Raw genomic sequence first — 19566 nt, forward strand, 5'->3', positions numbered from 1 at the left:
TCGCGGGGGATGGGTTCGGGTTGCGTGGCGGGGAAATGGGCGAGGTGGTGGCGGTGTTGAACGGATACGATGAGAGCAACGCCAGCACGCCGTGGCACCGGCCCGGCGCCGAGATCGAGAGCAGGTGGCTCAGGGCCCCTCGGCCCGACCTATGACCAGCACCCCACCTCCCGGCCCGCCCCGGGCGCAGACCAGGATCACCGTTCCGGATTCGAAGATCATGGTCAATCTCCTCGGCGCGGGTGACGAGATCCTGCGACTGGTCGAGCGTTCGGTCAACAGCGACGTGCACGTCCGGGGCAACGAGATCACGATCACCGGTGCTCCCGCGGACAACGCCCTCGCCGAGCGGCTCTTCGGCGAACTGCTCGAACTCATCGAGAAAGGCGAAACCCTGACCACTGACGCCGTCCGGCGTACCGTCGGCATGCTCGAGCAGGGCAGCGCCGAGCGGCCCGCCGAGGTCCTGACGCTCAACATCCTCTCCCGGCGTGGTCGCACCATCCGCCCCAAGACCCTCGGGCAGAAGCGTTACGTCGACGCGATCGACGCGCACACCATCGTCTTCGGCATCGGCCCGGCCGGCACCGGCAAGACCTACCTCGCCATGGCGAAGGCGGTCCAGGCGCTCCAGGCCAAGCAGGTCAACCGCATCATCCTCACCCGGCCGGCGGTCGAGGCGGGTGAGCGGCTGGGCTTCCTGCCCGGCACGCTCAACGAGAAGATCGACCCCTACCTGCGGCCGCTGTACGACGCGCTGCACGACATGCTCGACCCGGACTCGATCCCCAAGCTGATGGCGGCGGGCACGATCGAGGTGGCGCCGCTGGCGTACATGCGCGGTCGTACGCTGAACGACGCGTTCATCATCCTGGACGAGGCGCAGAACACCACGCCCGAGCAGATGAAGATGTTCCTCACCCGGCTCGGCTTCGGCTCCAAGATCGTCGTTACGGGCGACGTCACCCAGGTGGACCTTCCCGGCGGGACGACCAGCGGCCTGCGGGTCGTCCGGGAAATCCTCAGCAACGTGGAGGACGTGCACTTCGCCCAGCTCTCCAGCTCCGACGTGGTCCGGCACCGGCTCGTCGGGGAGATCGTCGACGCGTACGCGCGCTGGGACGCCGAGCGGGAGAACCAGCAGGCGCAGAGTGTGCACGCCGTGCCCGGGCGGACCGCCCAGGGCGGTGGCCGGGCCGGTCGCCGCCGCTAACGACCTGAAGGAAGACAGTTGTCCATCGAGATCGCCAACGAGTCCGGTGTCGACGTCGACACCGACGCCGTGCTCGCCGTCGCCCGGCACGCCCTCGACGAGATGGGGGTCAACCCGCTCGCCGAGCTGTCCGTGCTGCTCGTCGACATCGACTACATGTCCGAGCTGAACCACCGGTGGATGGGCGGCGACGGCCCCACGGACGTGCTCGCCTTCCCCATGGACGAGGGCAGCGTCGACCACGGGCCGGGGGAGAACGCCGCCGCCGGCGCCGAGCCCGCGTTGCTCGGCGACATCGTGCTCTGCCCCGAGGTGGCGGCCAAGCAGGCGGCCGCCGCCGGGCACTCCGCCGCCGACGAGCTGCACCTGCTCACCGTGCACGGCGTGCTGCACCTGCTCGGCTACGACCACGCCGAGCCGGAGGAGGAGCGGGAGATGTTCGCGCTCCAGGCCCGACTGCTGGCCAGTTGGCGGGCGACCCGGGCCCAGTGATGTCCCCCCTTGCGGCAGCGTCGGCCGGCGCGAGCGGCCTTCCCGACCTGCAACTGATCTTCTTCGCGGCCGGGCTGGTCGTGCTCGCCGGCCTGATCGCGATGACCGAGGCGGCACTCGCCGCCGTCTCCCCGGCGCGCGCCGCCGAGCTGGCCCGGGACGGCGCGCGGGGTGCGCGCGCCCTCCAGGCCGTCGCCGGTGACGTGGTCCGCCACCTCAACCTGCTCCTGCTGCTGCGGCTGCTCGCCGAACTCGGCGCGACCACCCTGGTCGCGCTCGTCGCGGTGGACACGTTCGGCGCCGGCTGGCGGGCCGCGCTGATCACCGCCGGGGCGATGACCGTGGTCAGCTTCGTGGTGGTCGGCGTCGGGCCGCGCACCATCGGCCGCCAGCACGCGTACGCGGTGAGTCGCGGGGTCGCGCCGCTGGTGCGCTGGCTGGGCCGGGCGCTCAACCCGCTCGCCTCGCTGCTCATCCTCATCGGCAACGCGGTCACGCCGGGGCGCGGCTTCCGGGAGGGCCCGTTCGCCACCCAGGTGGAGCTGCGCGAACTGGTCGACCTCGCCGAGCAGCGGGGCGTGGTGGAGCACGGCGAGCGGCAGATGATCCACTCGGTCTTCGCGCTCGGCGACACGATCGCCCGCGAGGTGATGGTGCCGCGCACCGAGATGGTGTGGATCGAGAAGCACAAGACCCTCGCCCAGGCCCTGGTGCTCTTCCTGCGCTCCGGCTTCTCCCGCATCCCCGTGATCGGCGAGAGCGTCGACGACGTCCTTGGTGTGCTCTACCTCAAGGACCTGATCCGGCGTACGCAGGGCGGCGTCCCGGAGGACCGGCAGCTTCCGGTCGCCGAGCTGATGCGCCCGGCGACCTTCGTGCCCGAGTCCAAGCCCGTCGACGACCTGCTCTCCGAGATGCAGGCCGCCCGCAACCACCTCGTCATCGTCGTCGACGAGTATGGCGGCACCGGCGGCCTGGTCACCATCGAGGACATCCTGGAGGAGATCGTCGGCGAGATCACCGACGAGTACGATGTCGAACGCCCGCCGGTCGAGCACCTCGACGACGGCGCGGTGCGGGTCACCGCTCGGCTCCCCGTCGAGGATCTCGGCGAGCTGTTCGACACCGACCTGCCCACCGACGAGGTGGAGACCGTCGGCGGCCTGCTCGCCCAGTCCCTGGGTCGGGTGCCCATCCCGGGCGCCCAGGTCGAGGTGGCCGGCCTGCGGCTGCTCGCCGAGGGCACCACCGGCCGGCGCAACCGGATCGACACCGTGCTGGTGCGCCGTGCGGAGCCGACCGACCAGCAGGACGACCGGGGCCGGGGCGAGCCGGCCGAGACCCGTACCGACCGAGCCGAGGAGAGGCTGCCCGCCGATGCCTGAGTCACCCGCCGCACCGACCGCGTCGTCCGTCCCGGTGGAGCTGAGCGCCGAGGACGCCAAGCTGGTCGTCCTGGCGCGGGGCGCGCGTGGCCGGGTCGGCGCCGTCGAGGGCGCCGCCGTCCGGGACCAGGACGGCCGCACGTACGCCGCGGCCAGCGTGTCCCTTCCGTCGCTGGCGCTCACCGCGCTCCAGCTCGCCGTCGCCTCGGCGGCCGCGGCCGGCGCCACCCGGCTGGAGGCGGCGGTCGTGGTGACCGAGGCGTCGACGCTCGACGGCGCCGGTCACGCCGCCGTCCGCGACCTCGCCGCCGACGCGCCGGTCCACGTGGCGGCCCCGGACGGCAGCGTCCTCGGCACGGTGGTCGAGTGAGGCCGGAGGAGCTGGAGCGGCGGCCGTACCGGGCGGGGTTCGCCTGCTTCGTGGGGCGACCGAACGCCGGCAAGTCGACGCTGACCAACGCGATCGTCGGGCAGAAGATCGCCATCACGTCGAGCAAGCCGCAGACGACCCGGCACGTCATCCGGGCGGTGCTGCACCGGCCCGACTCGCAGCTCGTCCTCGTCGACACGCCGGGCCTGCACCGTCCCCGTACGCTGCTCGGCGAACGCCTCAACGACCTGGTGCGGCAGACGTGGAGCGAGGTCGACGTGATCGGCCTCTGCATCCCGGCGGACGAGCCGATCGGCCGGGGTGACCGGTTCATCTCCGGCGAGCTGGCCGAGCTGAAGGCCACCGTCCTCGCCGTGGTCACCAAGACCGACCTGGTGGACCGCAAGCGGCTGGCCGAGCAACTGCTCGCGGTCAGCGAGCTCGGCGAGTTCGCCGAGGTGGTGCCGGTGAGCGCGGTCTCCGGGCACCAGGTCGACACGCTGGTCGACGTGATGACCCGCTACCTGCCGGAGTCGCCGCAGCTCTATCCGGACGACATGCTCACCGACGACCCGGAGCAGGTGCTGGTCGCCGAGCTGATCCGGGAGGCGGCGCTGGAGGGCGTGCGCGACGAGCTGCCGCACTCCATCGCCGTGGTTGTGGAGGAGATGGTCCCCGAGGGGCAGGTCACGAAGATCTACGCCGACGTGTACGTCGAGCGGCCGAGCCAGAAGGCGATCGTGATCGGCCACCGGGCGAGCCGACTCAAGGACGTCGGCACCCGGGCCCGGCGGCAGATCGAGGAGCTGCTCGGCACCCGGGTGTACCTCGACCTCCACGTCCGGGTCGCGAAGGACTGGCAGCGGGACCCGAAGCAGCTGCGCAAGCTCGGCTTCTGACCCGGGCGCCGGCCGCGTCGACCTGGACCGGCACCGGCCCGTGTCGGCCGGTCCGCGCCGGCACCGGCGCGTCGGCCGGCCCGCGCCGGTCGCGCGGCTCGGGACACCCGCCCGGACGTCCCGCTGCTACCGATCCGCTGATCGTTATCGGCCAGGTCGATGGGGATTGTCACTATCCGTCCGACTCTCTCGCCGTTTCGCGTTCGCCGGGCAGAGGGTAGGTGAGCGTACGCCCCCTCCGCCCCGGACACAGATGCAGGCTGATGCGAAACAGATATCTGGACCTCCTGCGCTTCCTGGCCATCGTTCGAGTCGTCGTCTACCACGTCACCGGTTGGGCGACGCTCACGCTCGTCTTCCCGGCGATGTCGGTGATGTTCGCCCTCGCCGGTTCGCTGATGGCGGCGTCGCTGCGGCGATCCGGGCCACCGGCGGTCGGCCGCCGGCTGCGCCGTCTGCTGCCGTCGCTGTGGGTGCTCGCCGTGGTCTTCGTACCGGCGATGCTGCTCACCGGGCTGCCGTTGACGCCGAAGGTCCTGCTCTGGCTGGTCCCGGTGGCCGATCCACCGGCCAACGACTGGGGCGCCGTGGCGCTCAGCCCGATCTGGTACCTGCGCAACTACCTGTGGTTCGTGCTCGCCTCACCGGTGGCGCTGTGGCTGTTCCGGCGCGCGCCGCTGCCCACCCTCCTCGCCCCGTACGCCGTGCTCGCGGCCATCGAGTCGGGCGTGTACCCGAACGCGCCGGCGGCGGTCCAGCAGTTCGGGCTGTACTTCGGGGCCTGGCTGCTCGGGTTCGCCCACCAGGACGGGACGCTCCGCCGGCTCGCCAACCGGGTGCTCTGGCCGGCCGCCGCGGTCCTCGTGATCGCCGGCGGGGCCTGGATCCTCACCCACCCGGGCCCGCGCGGCTACGACCTCAACGACATCCCGCTCGGCAACGCCCTCTGGTCGGCCGGCTTCATCCTGGTCCTGCTCGGCCGGGCGCCGGCGAGCGCGGCGTGGGTGGACTGGAACGCGCTGATCGGGAGGCTGGTCACCATCCTCAACCGCCGGGCGTTGACCGTCTACCTCTGGCACATGCCGTTCGTCGTCGCGCTCACCCCGCTGGTGGACGTGGTCGGCTGGTCGCACCAGGATCCGGTCGGCCTCGCGATCCGGATCGCGCTGGTCTTCGCGCTCGTCGGCGTCGTCACGCTGCTCGTCGGGTGGGTGGAGGACGTGGCCGCCCGGCGCCGGCCGGAGCTGATCCCGGGCGGGCGGCGGTCCGCCCCGGCCGGCCCGGTACGGCGGCCGGCGAGCCACCCCGGCAAGTCGGCCGGCGGGAGTGCGGCAGTGCCGGCCGGACGCGCCGTCGTGCCGGGGCAGCACATCCGGGAGCCGGAGACGGTGGAGATCACCGCTGGGAGACGGTGAGGTCCCCGCTGCCCGTGGCGACGTCGAGCACCAGCGTCGCCGACGGTACGTTCGGCACGCCCACCTCCGCGCGGCCCGAACCCACCTCGGAGCGCACCCGGTAGCTGCCGGCCGGGACGGTCAGCTCGACGTCCCCGCTGGAGGCGTGCGCCCGGACCGAGGCGGGAGTGGCCAGCTCGACCGTCACCCGGCCCGAGTTCGCCTCGACGTCGACGCCGCCGCCCAGCCGGCGGGCCGTGATGTCGCCGGACGACGCCCGCAGCCGCACCGGCGCGGTCACGTCGACCACCTCGATGTCGCCGGAGCCGGTCTCGACGCGTACCGGGCCGCCGGCGTTGGCCACCCGGACGTCGCCGGAGCCCACCGTCACGTCGACGGCGCCGGTCCGGCTCACGTCGACGTCCCCGGAGCCGGTCTCGCCCTGCACCGCGACGCCGGGCGGGGCGGTCACCTCGTAGGAGATGCTGCACCGGGGACCGCAGTCGGTGTCCAGCACCAGTTCCGTGCCGTCGACGCGGTACGTCGTCTCCGGCTGGTCGCTCTGGTAGCGCACCACCCGCTTGATCCGCACCGACCCGGGAGCGCCGGTGGCCCGTACGACCACGTCACCGGCACCGGGCAGCACCCGTACGGTGGTGATCTTCACCGCCTCGGTGTTGTCGAAGTCGAGCCGGCGGAACGACAGGCTGTCACACCCGGCGACGACGATGAGCGTGGCGGCCGCGAACGCGGACACGGCGGACGCCGTGCCCCGGGTGCGGACGGTGCTCCGGTGCAGTGCCATGCCGAGGACGCTACGGCCGCCGGCCGGTCCGCCGCATCGGGGGCCGTCCGGGCGTCCACCCCGAACCGACCCTGATTTCCCACCCCGAGGGAGAATGGCCCGATGGCCGGGTACCGCCGACAGCTCTACCGCGACGACGCGGTGGTGCTGCGTGTGCAGAAGCTCGGCGAGTCCGACCGCATCATCACCCTGCTCACGCGCCGGCACGGGCGGCTGCGGGCGGTGGCTCGCGGGGTGCGGCGCACCACGAGCAAGTTCGGGGCGCGGCTGGAGCCGTTCGGCCACGTCGACCTCCAGCTCGCCGGCGACCCGAAGGGCAACCACGGCAGCTCGCTGCACACGGTGAGCCAGGTCGAGGGCATCGACCTGTACGGCAAGCGTTTCCTCGGTGACTACCCCCGCTACACCGCGGCCAGCGCGATCTGCGAGACGGCCGAGCGGCTCACCCCGGTGGAGCGGGAGCCGTCACTGCGGCTGTTCCAGCTCACCCTCGGTGCGCTGCGGGCGCTCGCCGACGGGGAGCACGCCACCACCCTGGTGCTGGACGCGTACCTGCTGCGCGGCATGGCCCTGGCCGGTTGGGCGCCGGCGCTGGGCGCGTGTGCGGTCTGCGGCACCCCCGGGCGGCACCGGGCCTTCTCCGTGCCGGCCGGGGGCGCGGTCTGCCCGGACTGCCGGCCGCCCGGCGCCGCCCACCCCGCGCCGGCCACGATCGACCTGATGTCCGCGCTGACCAGCGGCGACTGGCGGGTCGCCGACGCCACCGAGACCGGCGTACGCCGGGAGTGCAGCGGCCTCGTCGCGGCGCACCTGCAGTGGCATCTGGAACGCGCGTTACGCTCGCTGCCGCTGGTCGACCGGGGCGCTCCGGCGGCCGGTGCGGTCCCGACGCCCGCCGCCCGGGCGGCCGCGGATCCGGCCGGGCGACCTGCCGGCGGGCCGGTCGCCGAGCCGGGCGGGGGACCGGCGGGGGCGTAGGACGCGAGCAGAAAGAGAGTGCAGTGATCCGATCGATGAGGGGCACCCGGCGGGAGCCGGTGCCACCGACCCCGCACCCGTCCGGCGTCCGCCCACCCGCGCTGCCGCGGGAGGCGCTGCCCCGCCACGTCGCGGTGGTGATGGACGGCAACGGCCGGTGGGCCAAGGAGCGTGGCCTGCCCCGCACCAAGGGGCACGAGGCCGGTGAGTTCTCGCTCTTCGACACCATCGAGGGTGCGATCGAGCTGGGCATCCCGTACCTGTCGGCCTACGCGTTCTCCACCGAGAACTGGCGGCGCTCGCCCGACGAGGTGCGCTTCCTGATGGGCTTCAACCGGGACGTCATCCGCCGTCGCCGGGACCAGCTCGTCGACCTCGGTGTCCGGGTCGTCTGGTCGGGGCGGGCCGGCCGGCTGTGGAAGAGCGTCATCTCGGAGTTGCAGACCGCCGAGGAGATGTCCCGGGGCAACTCGACGCTGACGCTCCAGTTCTGCGTCAACTACGGCGGGCAGGCCGAGATCGCCGACGCCGCCTCCGCGATCGCGCGGGACGCCGCGGCCGGCCGGCTGGACCCGGCGAAGGTCACCGAGAAGACCATCGCGAAGTACCTCTACCACCCCGAGGTCCCCGACGTGGACCTCTTCCTGCGTCCCTCCGGTGAGCAGCGCACCTCGAACTTCCTGCTCTGGCAGAGCGCCTACGCCGAGCTGGTCTTCCTCGACACGCTCTGGCCGGACTTCGACCGCCGGCACCTCTGGTACGCCTGCGAGCTGTACGCCCAGCGGGACCGACGCTTCGGCGGGGCGCTGCCCAATCCGGTGGCACCCACCACCTGACGCTTACCGGGCGGTCGCGCCGGGTATCTCTCTGGTCAGCAGTTACTGACGGAGGTGAACCACGATGATCCAGAAGCGGATCGCCCAGTGGGCGTTCATGGCCCTCGCCGTGCCGGTGGCGGCCGCGGGCGCGCGCAAGCTCAGCCACACGATCGAGGCGCGGCGGGGCCCGTCCGGCATCTCCCGCCTGCTCAACAAGGGCGCCGACATGCTCCGCCCGGCGAAGGCCAAGCGCCGCCGCTGGTTCTGACCCGGCCGGCCCCGACACGACGCCGCCTCCCGCGTACGCCGGGTGGCGGCGTCGCGCGTTCCGGGGCGGCCTGGACTCCCGGCGGCCTACGATCGGGACAGGGGGTGGAGGATGCGGGAGCTGCGGTACAAGATGCTCATGGCGCTGAACGCGGCGGACATCGGCGAGCCCCTCTGCGGGCAGGTGGCGGAGATCTGCGCCGAGATCGCCGAGCAGCACTGCCAGGAGGTGGGTCATGTCCCGCAGGTCCGCGCGGGCGAGATCGGCGAGCTGGCCACCGGGGAGCCGGCGCTGACCTGGGCGCCGACCGAGACCGGGCAGCGCGCCTGGTGACCGCGCCCGCTTCCGCGGTCGACATCCGGCGCGCCGGCGACCGGTTCCACACCCGGATCTCCTGGCTCGATTCCCGGCATTCCTTCTCGTTCTCGCGGCACTACGACCCCGCGAACACCCACCACGGGCTGCTCCTGGTCAACAACGACGACGTGGTCCGCCCCGGCGCCGGGTTCGAGACCCATCCGCACGAGGACATGGAGATCGTCACCTGGGTGCTGCGCGGCTCACTGGTCCACCAGGACTCCACCGGCCACTCCGGCGTGATCTACCCCGGCCTGGCGCAGCGGATGAGCGCGGGCACGGGCATCCTGCACTCGGAGAAGAACGACGCCTGGCGTCTCGACGGCCGCGATCCGCACACCGACCCGGTCCACTTCGTTCAGATGTGGGTCGTGCCGGACGAGGCGGGCGTCGACCCGGGGTACGAGCAGCTCGAGATCGACGACCAGTTGCTGCGCGGCGGCCTGGTGCCGGTTGCCTCCGGCATGGACCGGTACGCGGGCGACTCGGCGATCCGCATCCGCAACCGGTACGCCACGCTGCACGCCGCCCGCCTGCGGCCCGGCGACGAGGTGACCCTCCCCGACGCCCCCTTCGTCCACCTCTACGTGCCGGACGGCGCGGTGACGCTGGAGGGCAGCGGACTCCTGGGGACCGGCGACGCCGCCCGCCTGACCGGGCCGGGAGGCCAGCGGGTGACGGCAACGGAACCAGCGGAGATCCTGGTCTGGGAGATGCACGCCACGCTCGCGTGACCGCACCGCCCCCGTCCGACCCGTCCCGCTCCGCCATCCCTGAGCGGCTCGGCAAGGTTGCCGGGTGGCCTGGCTGGCGCCGGCGGGCCTGCGCCGTTCCGGCGCCGCGCCGCCAACCGGATGTGCGGGTCGCGGGAAGGGGTCAGGCCTCGATCTCGCGGCGGTCGCCGGCCCAGAGGGTGTGGTACGAGCCGTCGCGGTCCACCCGGCGGTAGGTGTGGGCGCCGAAGTTGTCCCGCAGGCCCTGGATCAGCGCCGCCGGCAGGCGGTCGGCGCGCAGGGCGTCGAAGTAGGCCAGCGACGAGGCGAACGCCGGTGCCGGCACGCCGGCCCGGGCCGCCTCGGCGACCACCCGCCGCCAGCTCGGCACCCCGTCCCGCACGGTGTCGGCGAACCACGGCGCCACCAGCAGGCTGGGCAGGTCGGACTGGTCGTCGTACGCCTGCCGGATCCGGTCGAGGAAACGCGCCCGGATGATGCAGCCGCCCCGCCAGATCGTCGCCGTGCCGCCCAGGTCGATGTCCCAGTCGTACTCCCGGCTGCCGGCGCGGATCTGGTCGAAGCCCTGTGCGTACGCGACGATCTTGCTGGCGAGCAGCGCGCGCCGTACGTCTTCGACGAAGGTCTCCCGGTCGTCGACCCGCCACGTCGCGCCCGCCGCCGGGAACGCCCGCCGCGCGGCCTCCCGCTGACCGGCGTGACCGGACAGCGACCGCGCGAACGTCGCCTCGGCGATGCCGGTGATCGGGATGCCCAGGTCGAGGGCACTCTGCACGGTCCACCGGCCGGTGCCCTTCTGCTCGGCCTGGTCCAGCACGACGTCGACGAACGCACGCCCGGTGGCCGCGTCGTCGTGCCCGAGCACGTCGGCGGTGATCTCGATGAGGAACGACTCCAGCTCGCCGGTGTTCCACTCCCGGAAGATGTCGGCGATCTCCGCCGGTTCCGCGTCCAGACCCGCCCGCAGCAGGTCGTACGCCTCGGCGATGAGCTGCATGTCGGCGTACTCGATGCCGTTGTGGACCATCTTCACGAAGTGCCCGGCGCCGTCCGGCCCGATGTGCCGGCAGCACGGTACGCCGTCGACCTGCGCGGCGATCTTCTCGAAGATCGGCCCGAGCTTGCGGTACGACTCGGCCGAGCCGCCCGGCATGATGCTCGGGCCGCGCAGCGCGCCCTCCTCGCCGCCGGAGACGCCGGTGCCCACGAAGTGCAGCCCCTGCTTGCGCAGCGCCTCCTCGCGGCGCCGGGTGTCGGCGAAGTGCGCGTTGCCGCAGTCCACGATGATGTCGCCGGCGTCGAGCAGCGGGACCAGTTCGTCGATGACCGCGTCGGTCGGCCCGCCCGCCTTGACCATCACGATGACCGCCCGGGGGCGTTCCAGCGCGGCGACGAAGTCGGGCAACGACTCGGCGGGCAGGAACCGCCCCTCGTCCCCGTGCTCGGCGACCAGGCTGCGCGTGCGCTCCGGCGAGCGGTTGTGCACCGCCACGGCGAAACCGTTGCGGGCCAGGTTCCGGGCCAGGTTGCGGCCCATCACCGCCAGCCCCGTCACGCCGATCTGCGCCGTCGCCTGTTCGGTCATCCGTCCGCCGCCTTCCGCCGTCGTCAACCTGCCGTTGCGACCGTATCGCGGCGTCCAGGGGAGAGGGCTGCGTCGTCGACAGTGTGTCACCGGTCGGGCGCGTCCGGTCGCCGGCGCGGCTCCCGCCGTCGTCCTGCGCGCGGACCGGGGCCGTCGCGGTCCCGCCGACGTCGACAATTCGGCTGCGCCCGGCCGGGGGGCCGGGTTAGGCTGCCGGCATGCGCAACTGACGCCCCTTTCCCGAGCCGGGTCCGCCGCCGTCGCGGCCTGACCCGCGTGCTCCCGGGCGTCCGCGTCTCCCCACCCGCCGTCGGGCCGGTGGTGTCCTCCGTGGTCGTTCCCGGGGCAGCAGTCCCCACCCGCTCGGTCGCCGTCGGCGGCCACGAGACGCAGCGGGGCCACCGGCCACGGGCCGGGAAGCCCGCAGAGTGAGGAGGCACGGATGCCCGCCAAGCGCAGCACCCGGAAGTCCCGCACCACCCGTCCCGCGCCCGAGGTCGCGGACGTCACGCCGGCGAACCTCGACCAGGTCGCGGTGGCGCCGGTCCCGGCCCTGCCGGCGGCCCGCCCGGCGGCGCCGAAGGCCGGTCCGCCGGTCACCGGCGTGGGCGGCGTCGGGCGCGGCCAGCGGACCGGCCAGGTCCGCCGGTACGCCTTCCGGCGCAGCTGATCCGCTGATCGTGGACGGTCACCTCGTCGGGTGACCGTCCACGATCGTCAGGGCCGCCGGACCACCCCGGTCAGCTGATCAGCGGACGGAACGTGCCGAGGAGGATGCTGGCGCTCAGCGCGGCGCCCGCGAGCGCCGCCGCGCCGGCGATCAGCACAGCGTCGGCGGGGCCGAAGTGCTGCCGCCGCGCCACGGTGCGTGGGGTCGTGGCGTCGAACCCTCGGGCGTCCATCGCCACCGCCAGTCGGGTGCCCCGGCGGATCGCCCCGACCAGCAGCGTGAACGCGGTCGAGGTGAAGAGACGCAGCCGGGCGAGCGGGTTGCGGCCGGCGTCCACGCCCCGGGCCCGCCGGGCCATGCTGATCATCTGCCACTCCTGACCGAGCAGCGGCACCAGCCGGAACGCGGCCAGCGCGCCGTAGGCGAACCGGGCGGGCGCTTTCGCGTTCTGCACCAGCGCGTCGGCGAGGTCCGTCGGGTCGGTCGTGGCGACGACGATCACCCCGGGCAGCGCCACGGCGAACATGCGCAGCACCAGACCGAGGGCGGTGATCAGCACGCCCGAGGTCACCACCACCGGTCCGGCGTCGAGCAGTACCCGTCCGGAGCGGTCGGCGGCGAAGAGGACCAGGGTGACCAGGATGCCGCCCGCGGCGAGCAGCAGCGGCCACGTCCGCCGGGCGAGCACGCGCAGGCGGACACCGAACAGCGGCAGCGCGGCCAGTTCGACGGCGATGGCGATGGCCGGGGCCACCGGGTCCAGGGTGGCGATCAGCACGACCGAGAAGACCAGCGCCGCCGCGAGCTTCGCCACCGGGTTGCGCCGGGCCAGCGGCGCGCCCGGCCGGGCGACCGGATCGAGGCCGATCACGGCGCCTCCCCGGCTCGGCGCTCCAGCAGTACGTGGCGGTCGGCCAGCGCCGCGACGAACTCCGCGTCGTGGGTGACCGTGACCAGGCCGTGCCCCGCGTCCCGTAGCTCGGCGAAGAGGTCCACCAGCTCCGACCAGGTCCGCCGGTCCTGGCCGAAGGTGGGTTCGTCGCAGATCACCAGGCGGGGTGCCGTGGCCAGGGCCGTCGCCACGCTCAGCCGCCGCGCCTCACCACCGGAGAGCGTGTACGGGTTGGCGCGGGCCAGCGTGGTCAGCCGCAACCGGTCGAGCAGAGCGTCCACCGTGGAACGCACCTCCGGCTCGGGCCGGCCGGTGCGGCGCGGGCCCAGCGCCAGCTCGTCGAAGACGGTACTGGTGACGAACTGGTGCTCCGGGTCCTGGAACACCGAGCCGATCCGGCGGGCCAGCGCCGGCGCGCGCCAGCGGTGCGGGGCAGGACGGGTGTCGTCGCCGACCAGCGCCGCGGTGGCGGCGAGCCGACCGGTGCCGGGCTTGAGCAGGCCGCCGAGCACCAGTGCCAGGGTGGACTTCCCGGCGCCGTTGGGACCGAGCACGGCGAGCGCCTCGCCGGCGCGTACGGCCAGGTCGACGGCGCCCAGCCGGGGCGGCAGGCCGAGCCGTTCGGCGGCGAGCAGCACGTCGCCGGCAGGCCCGGTGGCGCGGCGGGGCGGCACCGGGCGGCCGGGAACCCACACCCCCTCGGCGGCGAGCGCGTCGCCGTGCGCGGCGAAGACCGCCTCCGGGGTGCCGTCGGCCCGGACGCCGCCGCCCGCTTCGAGCACGACCACGCGGTCGACCAGCGGCAGCGACTCGGCGACCCGGTGCTCGACGAGGAGCAGGGTGGTGTCGGCGTCCAGCGCCCGGGTGACCGCGTCGCGGACCAGGGTCGCCCCGGCCGGGTCCAGGTTGGCGGTGGGCTCGTCGAGTAGCAACAGGCCCGGCCGCAGGGCGAGCACCCCGGCCAGGGCGAGGCGCTGCTGCTCGCCGCCGGACAGGGCGGCGGTGGGTCGGTTCCGGTCGTACGGGAAGCCGACCCGGCGCAGCGCCTCGTCGACGCGGTGCCAGATCTCGTCGGCGGGCACGCCGCGGTTCTCCAGCCCGAACGCGACGTCGTCGCCGGAGCGGGACATCACGAGTTGGGATTCCGGGTCCTGGAAGACGATGCCGACCCGCTCCCGTGCCTTGCGCGGGTCGAGCCCGTCGATCTCGACGGTGCCCTCCTGCTCCCCGGAGTCGTCGGGCAGCAGCCCGGCCAGCGCCGCGAGCAGGGTGCTCTTCCCGGCGCCGGAAGGCCCGAGCAGGAGGACCCGTTCCCCGTGCTCCACCCGCAGGTCGACCCCGCGCAGCGCCCACCGTCTCCGCCCGGCGTGCCGCCACCCGAACCCCCGCAGCATCACGGCGCCCACCAATTCACCCCCTCCCCGCACCCAGCGGCCACGTCTTGTTGATCAGGAGGTTTGCGTCAGGAATGCCGCCGTTTGTTGACGCAAACCTCTTGATCAACGTGGCGGAGGGGTCAGATGGTGGCGCGTTCGCGGCCGGCGGGGAACCGGTCCAGGGCACCCGTGCCCGCCAGGGCGCGGGTGAGCGCCCAGGCGCCGGCACCCGCGACGACGGTGGCGCTGAGGACGGTGACCACGAAGATCGGCACCCGGGCGCTCCACAGGTCGAGGGCGGCGTAGTACCGGACCTGATCGAAGATCGCCGCCGCCAGGCCGGCGAGGGTGCCGGAGAGCAGAGCGGCGGGCAGCCGGAACGAGCGGTACCGGAACGCGGCGAAGCCCAGTTCGGCGCCGACTCCCTGGAACGCCCCCTGCAGGATCGCCACGGTGCCCCACTGGCTGCCGAGCAGCACCGAGATGAACGCCGCCAGGAACTCGCAGTAGAAGGCCGCCCCCGGCCGGCGGATCACGAGGCCCCCCAGCACACCGGGGAGCAGCCAGATGCCGTAGATGACCGACTGCGCCGGCGGGAAGAAGGCGAAGGCGCCCTCGGTGGCGGCCCAGACGAAGTTCCAGGCCCAGAAGATGACGCCGAAGGCGACGGCGATCACCGAGGCGACCACGATGTCGACGGTGCGCCACCGGGTGGTGGTGGGGTGGGTCATGAGTGCTCCCAGTTCTCGATGCGAACCAGGAGAAGACGCACGCCGCGCCCGGTGTGCCCGGACGGCGGCGCGGCTGGAGGTCGACCGAACTCCCTGCGCTGGCATTACCCAGATCAGGTTCGAGGGTCTGCGGGCCCCGCCCGCACTCTCAGCGCTGTGCGCTCCCCTGTCGGATGTGAAGTTGTCCCACCGACGCTAACACCCCTGAAGATCATCCGGCAAAGTGATCTCCGTGCAGGTCAGCGCGGGAATGCCAGCTCTTCTCGCGGAGTCCATCGACCGGGCCCGCTCCGGCCGGTAGTCTCAGGCCCGCCGGTCCGCCACCCGGCAGAGGGAAGAGCACGTGACACCGGAGACGCCCGCCGCGCCCGACGGCGCCACCGCGACCGCCACGGTCGGCCCGGCCGCGCCGGACGTACCACCGAAGGAGCCGGCGCCGGCCGGCGGCGACCGGCCCCGACGGTGGCTGGGGGACCGGATCGGGTCGGTCGAGGTCCTCGCCGCCCTGCTGGTGCTGCTGATCATCTTCCGGGAGCAGCTCGCCGGCGCCCTGGCCGCGCCCCGGATCCAGACCTGGACGACGGTGTTCGTCTCGGTGATGGTGCAGGCGGTGCCGTTCCTGGTGTTCGGGGTGCTGCTCTCCGCGGTGATCGCGGTGTTCGTACCCCGGTCGTTCTGGGCCCGGGCCCTGCCGAAGCACCCCGCCGCCGCGGTGCCGGTGGCCAGCGCGGCCGGTGTGGTGCTGCCGGGCTGCGAATGCGGCTCGGTGCCGATCGCCGGGTCGCTGATCCGGCGGGGCGTCACCCCGGCCGCCGCGCTGGCGTTCCTGCTCGCCGCGCCGGCCATCAACCCGATCGTGCTCACCGCCACCGCGGTCGCCTTCCCGAACAACCCGGAGATGGTCCTCGCCCGTGGGCTGGCCAGCCTGGTCGTGGCGATGGTGATGGGTTGGCTGTGGCTGCGCCTCGGCCGGGCCGACTGGATCCGGCTGCCGCGCCGGCCCGACCTGGACGACGCCTCCCGGGGCCGGGCGTTCTGGGCGGCGGTACGGCACGACGTGACGCACGCCGGCGGCTTCCTCGTCCTCGGCGCCATGGCCGCCGCCAGCATCAACGTGCTGGTGCCCGAGCGGTGGCTGCAGACCCTCGCCGACAACGCGGTGCTGTCGGTGCTGGCGCTGGCGGTGCTCGCCGTGCTGCTCTCCATCTGCTCGGAGGCGGACGCCTTCGTCGCGGCCTCACTCTCGCAGTTCTCGCTCACGTCCCGGCTGGTGTTCCTGGTGGTGGGTCCGATGGTGGATCTCAAGCTCATCTCGATGCAGGCCGGGGTGTTCGGCCGCCGGTTCGCGCTGCGGTTCGCGCCGGCCACCTTCGCGGTGGCGGTGGCGGTCGCCGTGGGCGCCGGGGCGGTGCTGCTGTGAACCGCCAGGCGCAGGCGGTGGTCCTGCTGCTGCTCGGCGGCGCGGTGATCCGCGCCTGCTTCACCGACCTCTACCTGAACTACGTCAAGGAAGGGCTGCGTCCCTTCCTGATCGCCGCCGGGGTGCTGCTGGTCGCCGCCGCCGTCATGACCCTCTGGTACGAGCTGCGCCCCGCCCCCCGCGCCGCGACCACCGGGGACGGACCGGCTCAGCCGGACGCCCGCCGGCACGACGACGACCACGACGGCCACGACGACCACGGCCACGGCCACCACGAGCCGCGGGTCGGCTGGCTGCTTATCCTGCCGGTGCTCGGCCTGCTGCTCGTCGCCCCGCCGGCCCTCGGCTCGTACGCGGCCGGCCAGGCCGGCACCGCCCTGTCCAGCCAGCAGCAGCCGTCCGACTACCCGCCGCTGCCGGCCGGCGACCCGGTGCCGGTGAGCGTGCTCGACTACGCCTCCCGGGCGCTGTTCGACAAGGGCGCCTCCATCGGGGACCGGCGGGTCCAGGTCACCGGCTTCATCGCCGCCGGCCCGGACGGGCAGCCGATCCTCGCGCGGATGGTCCTCTCCTGCTGCGCCGCCGACGGCCGCCCGATCAAGCTGGGCATGACCGGCAACGCTCCCGCCGGCCTCGCCGACGACACCTGGGTGGAGGTGACCGGCCGCTACAGCGACCGGATCGGGCGGGACCCGGTGAACGACGCCGAGATCCCCTACGTCGACGTGGAGTCGTGGCGGCAGGTGCCCGCCCCCAAGCAGCCGTACGAGTGACCTGCCGGTCCGGGTACGCTGCCGATCATGCGCATCGACGCCCGGGGATTCACCTTCGACGTACGCGCCGGCGGCCCGCAGGACGGTCCCCCCGTTCTCCTGCTGCACGGCTTCCCGCAGCACGGCGGTGAGTGGGACGACGTGGTGCCGGCCCTGCACGCCGCCGGGCTGCGCACCTACGCGCTCGACCAGCGGGGATACTCGCCCGGTGCGCGGCCGGAGACCGTCGGGGCGTACCGGCTGGCGGAGCTGGTCGCCGACGCCGCCGCCGTGCTCGACGCGCTGGGCGTCGACGCGGCGCACGTCGTCGGCCACGACTGGGGAGCCGTCGTCGGCTGGGGCCTGGCCGCCGGCCACCCCGACCGGGTACGCACGCTGACCGCCGTCTCCGTGCCGCACCCCGCCGCGATGGCGCACGCGCTCACCGCCGACCCGCAGCAGCAGGCCCGCTCGGCGTACATGCTGCTGTTCCGGCAGGCCGGCGCGGCGGAGAAGGCGCTGCTGGCTTTGAACGCGACCGGGCTGCGCCGGATGCTGTCCGGCGTCGGCGCCGCCGACCGGGTGGCCGCGTACGCGGAGCCGATGCTCGCCCCCGGCGCGCTCACCGGCGCGCTGAACTGGTACCGGGCCATGTCCCGGGACGACCTGGCGGCCGTCGGCCCGGTGCGGGTGCCGACCACGTACGTCTGGAGCGACCGCGACGCCGCGATCGGCCGGACGGCGGCCGAGGCCTGCGCGGCGCACGTGACCGGCGACTACCGGTTCGCGGAGCTGGCCGGGGTGAGCCACTGGATCCCCGACGAGGCGCCCGCGCCGCTCGCCGAGGCGATCCTGGCCCGGATCCGGGGCTGACAGACTGTCGGCGAGCCTCGCGGCGGCTGCGGGGTCACCGACCGCCTGAGTGAGGGGGACCGAATTGCACGGAGCGGACGTGGCGCCGACCGCCGAGGAGTACCTGGCGGTGGTCACCGAGACGATGCGCCGGGTGGCGGCGAGCCAGCGGGAGGCGGTGGCAAGGGCCGCCGACCTGATCGCCGAGGCCCTGCGGGCGGACGGCGTGGTGCACGCGTTCGGCACCGGCCACTCGGAGGCCCTCGCCATGGAGATCGCCGGGCGGGCCGGCGGGCTGGTGCCCACCAACCGGATCGCCCTGCGCGACCTCGTCCTGGTCGGCGGCGCGTCGCCGGACGTGCTCGGGCCACGCCTCGAGCGGGACCCGTCGGTGGCGCACCGCCTGTACGACCTCGCGCCGATCCGGCCGCCGGACGTCTTCGTGCTCGCGTCCAACTCGGGCGTGAACGGGGCGATGGTCGAGTTTGCCGCGCTGGTCCGCGACAAGGGGCACGGGCTGATCGCCATCACCTCGGCCGAGCACTCCGGCCGGATGGAGTCGCGGCACCCCTCGGGGCGCAAGCTCGCCGACTTCGCCGACGTGGTGCTGGACAACGGCGCCCCGTACGGCGACGCCACCCTGCCGCTGCCCGGGGGCGGCGCGATCGGCGCGGTCTCGTCGATCACGGCGGCGCTGCTGGCCCAGCAGGTCACGGTCGAGGTGGTGGCCCGGCTGCTCGCCGCGGGGGAACGGCCCCCGGTCTACCTGTCGGCGAACATCGCCGGCGGTGACGCGCACAACGACGCCCTGGAGGCCCGCTACACCGGCCGCATCCGCCGCGGCGCCTGAGCGGTAAGGAAGGGCCCCCTGTTAACGCCTCCGGTAGGGAAAGGGGCCCCTGTTAACAACGCCGGGCGGTGTCGTGAACCGGTTTCGCGCAACGCGCGGTGGGGCACAAGCGTTCCTGCCGTCGGACGGGCCGCCGCCGGCAGTACGTCCGCATCGGAGGTAGCGCGTGACCAAGGAGACCGAGAAGCAGCGCTGGCAGCGCAACTTCGCCGACCTGCTGCAGGAGTTGCGGGTCGCGCAGACGGGTGTGCAGATCCTCTTCGCCTTCCTGCTCACCCTGCCGTTCAGCGCCGGGTTCGAGCGGACGACCGCCTTCCAGAAGGACGTCTACATCGTCGCGCTGCTGGCCGCGGCCGGCGCCACCGCCCTGATCATCTCCCCGGTGGCCTTTCATCGGGCGTTGTTCCGGCAGGGGCGCAAGCCGGAGCTGGTCCGCTTCGCCCACCGGATGGCGAGCGGCGGTCTCGCGCTCATGCTGGTCTCGATGGTCACTGCCGTCCTGCTGATCACCGACTTCGTGCTCGACCGGACGGTCGCCTTCGTGCTCAGCGCGCTCACCGCGGTCTGGTTCCTCACCTACTGGATGATCCTTCCGTTCGCCCGCCGCAACTGGGGCGAGGACGACCTGGACGACGACGAGGACAGCCCCACGTCGTACTGACCGGCGACGACGCCGACAAATCGATCTTCATTGAGCGCTACCCCTGGGTAACACCCGGGGGTAG

Annotated in this window: 22 protein-coding genes and 1 riboswitch; of the genes, 17 read left to right on the top strand and 5 right to left on the bottom strand. The window is 73.6% G+C overall.

Features of this window, described 5'->3' with window-relative positions; translation table 11 throughout:
* Positions 1-220: 220 nt before the first annotated feature.
* The 6 genes from AB0873_RS12765 (at position 221) to AB0873_RS12790 (ending at position 5774) form a co-directional block, all read left to right on the top strand.
* Positions 221-1213 carry a PhoH family protein gene (locus AB0873_RS12765; RefSeq protein ID WP_366599813.1) on the top strand — a complete coding sequence of 331 codons (993 nt, stop codon included), beginning with the start codon at positions 221-223 and terminating at the stop codon, positions 1211-1213.
* A gap of 18 nt (positions 1214-1231) precedes the next feature.
* Complete coding sequence (gene ybeY / locus AB0873_RS12770) at positions 1232-1705, top strand: rRNA maturation RNase YbeY (protein WP_155330733.1); 474 nt, start codon at positions 1232-1234, stop codon at positions 1703-1705.
* Positions 1681-3090: a hemolysin family protein gene (locus tag AB0873_RS12775; protein ID WP_366599814.1), complete on the top strand. Its 1410-nt coding sequence runs from the start codon at positions 1681-1683 to the stop codon at positions 3088-3090. Before ybeY ends, AB0873_RS12775 begins: the two co-directional genes overlap by 25 nt.
* A complete protein-coding gene (locus AB0873_RS12780; protein ID WP_366599815.1) occupies positions 3083-3460 on the top strand; it encodes a cytidine deaminase in 378 nt (125 codons plus the stop codon). The genes AB0873_RS12775 and AB0873_RS12780 overlap by 8 nt, the downstream gene beginning before the upstream one ends.
* The gene (gene era / locus AB0873_RS12785) at positions 3457-4359 is read left to right on the top strand and encodes a GTPase Era (RefSeq protein WP_155330736.1); all 903 of its coding nucleotides are present in this window, start codon (positions 3457-3459) and stop codon (positions 4357-4359) included. The genes AB0873_RS12780 and era overlap by 4 nt, the downstream gene beginning before the upstream one ends.
* A gap of 263 nt (positions 4360-4622) precedes the next feature.
* Positions 4623-5774 (top strand): acyltransferase, encoded by a 1152-nt coding sequence (locus tag AB0873_RS12790; RefSeq protein ID WP_366599816.1) that lies wholly within the window; start codon positions 4623-4625, stop codon positions 5772-5774.
* Here AB0873_RS12790 and AB0873_RS12795 read toward each other — a convergent pair.
* Positions 5755-6558, bottom strand: a complete 804-nt coding sequence (locus tag AB0873_RS12795; RefSeq protein ID WP_366599817.1) for a DUF4097 family beta strand repeat-containing protein — start codon at positions 6556-6558, stop codon at positions 5755-5757. The genes AB0873_RS12790 and AB0873_RS12795 overlap by 20 nt on opposite strands.
* A gap of 102 nt (positions 6559-6660) precedes the next feature.
* On the opposite strand from AB0873_RS12795, the gene recO reads away from it, so the two are divergent.
* The 5 genes from recO to AB0873_RS12820 all read left to right on the top strand — a co-directional run bounded on the left by recO (position 6661) and on the right by AB0873_RS12820 (position 9713).
* Positions 6661-7536: a DNA repair protein RecO gene (gene recO, locus AB0873_RS12800; RefSeq protein ID WP_366599818.1), complete on the top strand. Its 876-nt coding sequence runs from the start codon at positions 6661-6663 to the stop codon at positions 7534-7536.
* Between the two features lie 35 nt (positions 7537-7571).
* On the top strand, positions 7572-8372 hold the full coding sequence (locus tag AB0873_RS12805) for an isoprenyl transferase (protein WP_366599819.1): 801 nt from the start codon (positions 7572-7574) through the stop codon (positions 8370-8372).
* Between the two features lie 64 nt (positions 8373-8436).
* On the top strand, positions 8437-8622 hold the full coding sequence (locus AB0873_RS12810; RefSeq protein WP_155330740.1) for a hypothetical protein: 186 nt from the start codon (positions 8437-8439) through the stop codon (positions 8620-8622).
* Positions 8623-8733: 111 nt separating this feature from the next.
* Positions 8734-8955 carry a thioredoxin reductase gene (locus AB0873_RS12815; protein WP_366599821.1) on the top strand — a complete coding sequence of 74 codons (222 nt, stop codon included), beginning with the start codon at positions 8734-8736 and terminating at the stop codon, positions 8953-8955.
* A complete protein-coding gene (locus AB0873_RS12820; RefSeq protein ID WP_155330742.1) occupies positions 8952-9713 on the top strand; it encodes a pirin-like bicupin family protein in 762 nt (253 codons plus the stop codon). The genes AB0873_RS12815 and AB0873_RS12820 overlap by 4 nt, the downstream gene beginning before the upstream one ends.
* Before the next feature lie 142 nt (positions 9714-9855).
* Here the strand turns inward: AB0873_RS12820 and gndA are convergent, their stop codons facing one another.
* Positions 9856-11298, bottom strand: coding sequence for an NADP-dependent phosphogluconate dehydrogenase (gndA, locus tag AB0873_RS12825; protein ID WP_366599822.1), 1443 nt, complete (start codon positions 11296-11298; stop codon positions 9856-9858).
* Between the two features lie 442 nt (positions 11299-11740).
* Between gndA and AB0873_RS12830 the strand changes: the two genes are divergently transcribed.
* The gene (locus AB0873_RS12830; protein WP_155330744.1) at positions 11741-11968 is read left to right on the top strand and encodes a hypothetical protein; all 228 of its coding nucleotides are present in this window, start codon (positions 11741-11743) and stop codon (positions 11966-11968) included.
* Positions 11969-12038: 70 nt separating this feature from the next.
* On the opposite strand, the gene AB0873_RS12835 is transcribed toward AB0873_RS12830, so the two are convergent.
* From AB0873_RS12835 to AB0873_RS12845, 3 genes are all read right to left on the bottom strand, one after another.
* On the bottom strand, positions 12039-12839 hold the full coding sequence (locus AB0873_RS12835) for an energy-coupling factor transporter transmembrane component T (protein WP_366599823.1): 801 nt from the start codon (positions 12837-12839) through the stop codon (positions 12039-12041).
* Positions 12836-14266, bottom strand: coding sequence for an ABC transporter ATP-binding protein (locus AB0873_RS12840; protein WP_366599824.1), 1431 nt, complete (start codon positions 14264-14266; stop codon positions 12836-12838). The genes AB0873_RS12835 and AB0873_RS12840 overlap by 4 nt, the downstream gene beginning before the upstream one ends.
* Positions 14267-14376: 110 nt before the next feature.
* Positions 14377-14967 carry an ECF transporter S component gene (locus tag AB0873_RS12845; protein ID WP_366599825.1) on the bottom strand — a complete coding sequence of 197 codons (591 nt, stop codon included), beginning with the start codon at positions 14965-14967 and terminating at the stop codon, positions 14377-14379.
* A gap of 72 nt (positions 14968-15039) precedes the next feature.
* Positions 15040-15145: riboswitch (TPP riboswitch) on the bottom strand.
* 288 nt (positions 15146-15433) lie between these two features.
* Between AB0873_RS12845 and AB0873_RS12850 the strand changes: the two genes are divergently transcribed.
* The 5 genes from AB0873_RS12850 to AB0873_RS12870 all read left to right on the top strand — a co-directional run bounded on the left by AB0873_RS12850 (position 15434) and on the right by AB0873_RS12870 (position 19502).
* Positions 15434-16387, top strand: a complete 954-nt coding sequence (locus tag AB0873_RS12850; protein WP_155334085.1) for a permease — start codon at positions 15434-15436, stop codon at positions 16385-16387.
* Positions 16384-17160: a TIGR03943 family protein gene (locus AB0873_RS12855; protein WP_366599826.1), complete on the top strand. Its 777-nt coding sequence runs from the start codon at positions 16384-16386 to the stop codon at positions 17158-17160. The genes AB0873_RS12850 and AB0873_RS12855 overlap by 4 nt, the downstream gene beginning before the upstream one ends.
* Before the next feature lie 27 nt (positions 17161-17187).
* Positions 17188-18012, top strand: a complete 825-nt coding sequence (locus AB0873_RS12860; RefSeq protein ID WP_366599827.1) for an alpha/beta hydrolase — start codon at positions 17188-17190, stop codon at positions 18010-18012.
* A 79-nt stretch (positions 18013-18091) separates the two neighbouring features.
* On the top strand, positions 18092-18841 hold the full coding sequence (locus AB0873_RS12865; protein ID WP_155330750.1) for a sugar isomerase domain-containing protein: 750 nt from the start codon (positions 18092-18094) through the stop codon (positions 18839-18841).
* A gap of 166 nt (positions 18842-19007) precedes the next feature.
* Positions 19008-19502, top strand: a complete 495-nt coding sequence (locus AB0873_RS12870; RefSeq protein ID WP_155330751.1) for a DUF6328 family protein — start codon at positions 19008-19010, stop codon at positions 19500-19502.
* Positions 19503-19566: the final 64 nt, after the last annotated feature.

It is taken from the genome of Micromonospora sp. NPDC047707 (assembly GCF_040704235.1).
Classification (GTDB): Bacteria; Actinomycetota; Actinomycetes; order Mycobacteriales; family Micromonosporaceae; genus Micromonospora.

Excerpts from the sequence above, each read along its gene's own strand:
- AB0873_RS12830 (WP_155330744.1), top strand. The coding sequence starts at position 11,741 with ATGCCCGCCAAGCGCAGCACCCGGAAGTCCCGCACCACCCGTCCCGCG.
- gndA (WP_366599822.1), bottom strand. The coding sequence starts at position 11,298 with ATGACCGAACAGGCGACGGCGCAGATCGGCGTGACGGGGCTGGCGGTG.
- AB0873_RS12795 (WP_366599817.1), bottom strand. The coding sequence starts at position 6,558 with ATGGCACTGCACCGGAGCACCGTCCGCACCCGGGGCACGGCGTCCGCC.
- recO (WP_366599818.1), top strand. The coding sequence starts at position 6,661 with ATGGCCGGGTACCGCCGACAGCTCTACCGCGACGACGCGGTGGTGCTG.
- AB0873_RS12810 (WP_155330740.1), top strand. The coding sequence starts at position 8,437 with ATGATCCAGAAGCGGATCGCCCAGTGGGCGTTCATGGCCCTCGCCGTG.
- AB0873_RS12790 (WP_366599816.1), top strand. The coding sequence starts at position 4,623 with ATGCGAAACAGATATCTGGACCTCCTGCGCTTCCTGGCCATCGTTCGA.
- AB0873_RS12765 (WP_366599813.1), top strand. The coding sequence starts at position 221 with ATGGTCAATCTCCTCGGCGCGGGTGACGAGATCCTGCGACTGGTCGAG.
- AB0873_RS12805 (WP_366599819.1), top strand. The coding sequence starts at position 7,572 with ATGAGGGGCACCCGGCGGGAGCCGGTGCCACCGACCCCGCACCCGTCC.
- AB0873_RS12780 (WP_366599815.1), top strand. The coding sequence starts at position 3,083 with ATGCCTGAGTCACCCGCCGCACCGACCGCGTCGTCCGTCCCGGTGGAG.
- AB0873_RS12860 (WP_366599827.1), top strand. The coding sequence starts at position 17,188 with ATGCGCATCGACGCCCGGGGATTCACCTTCGACGTACGCGCCGGCGGC.
- AB0873_RS12815 (WP_366599821.1), top strand. The coding sequence starts at position 8,734 with ATGCGGGAGCTGCGGTACAAGATGCTCATGGCGCTGAACGCGGCGGAC.
- AB0873_RS12845 (WP_366599825.1), bottom strand. The coding sequence starts at position 14,967 with ATGACCCACCCCACCACCACCCGGTGGCGCACCGTCGACATCGTGGTC.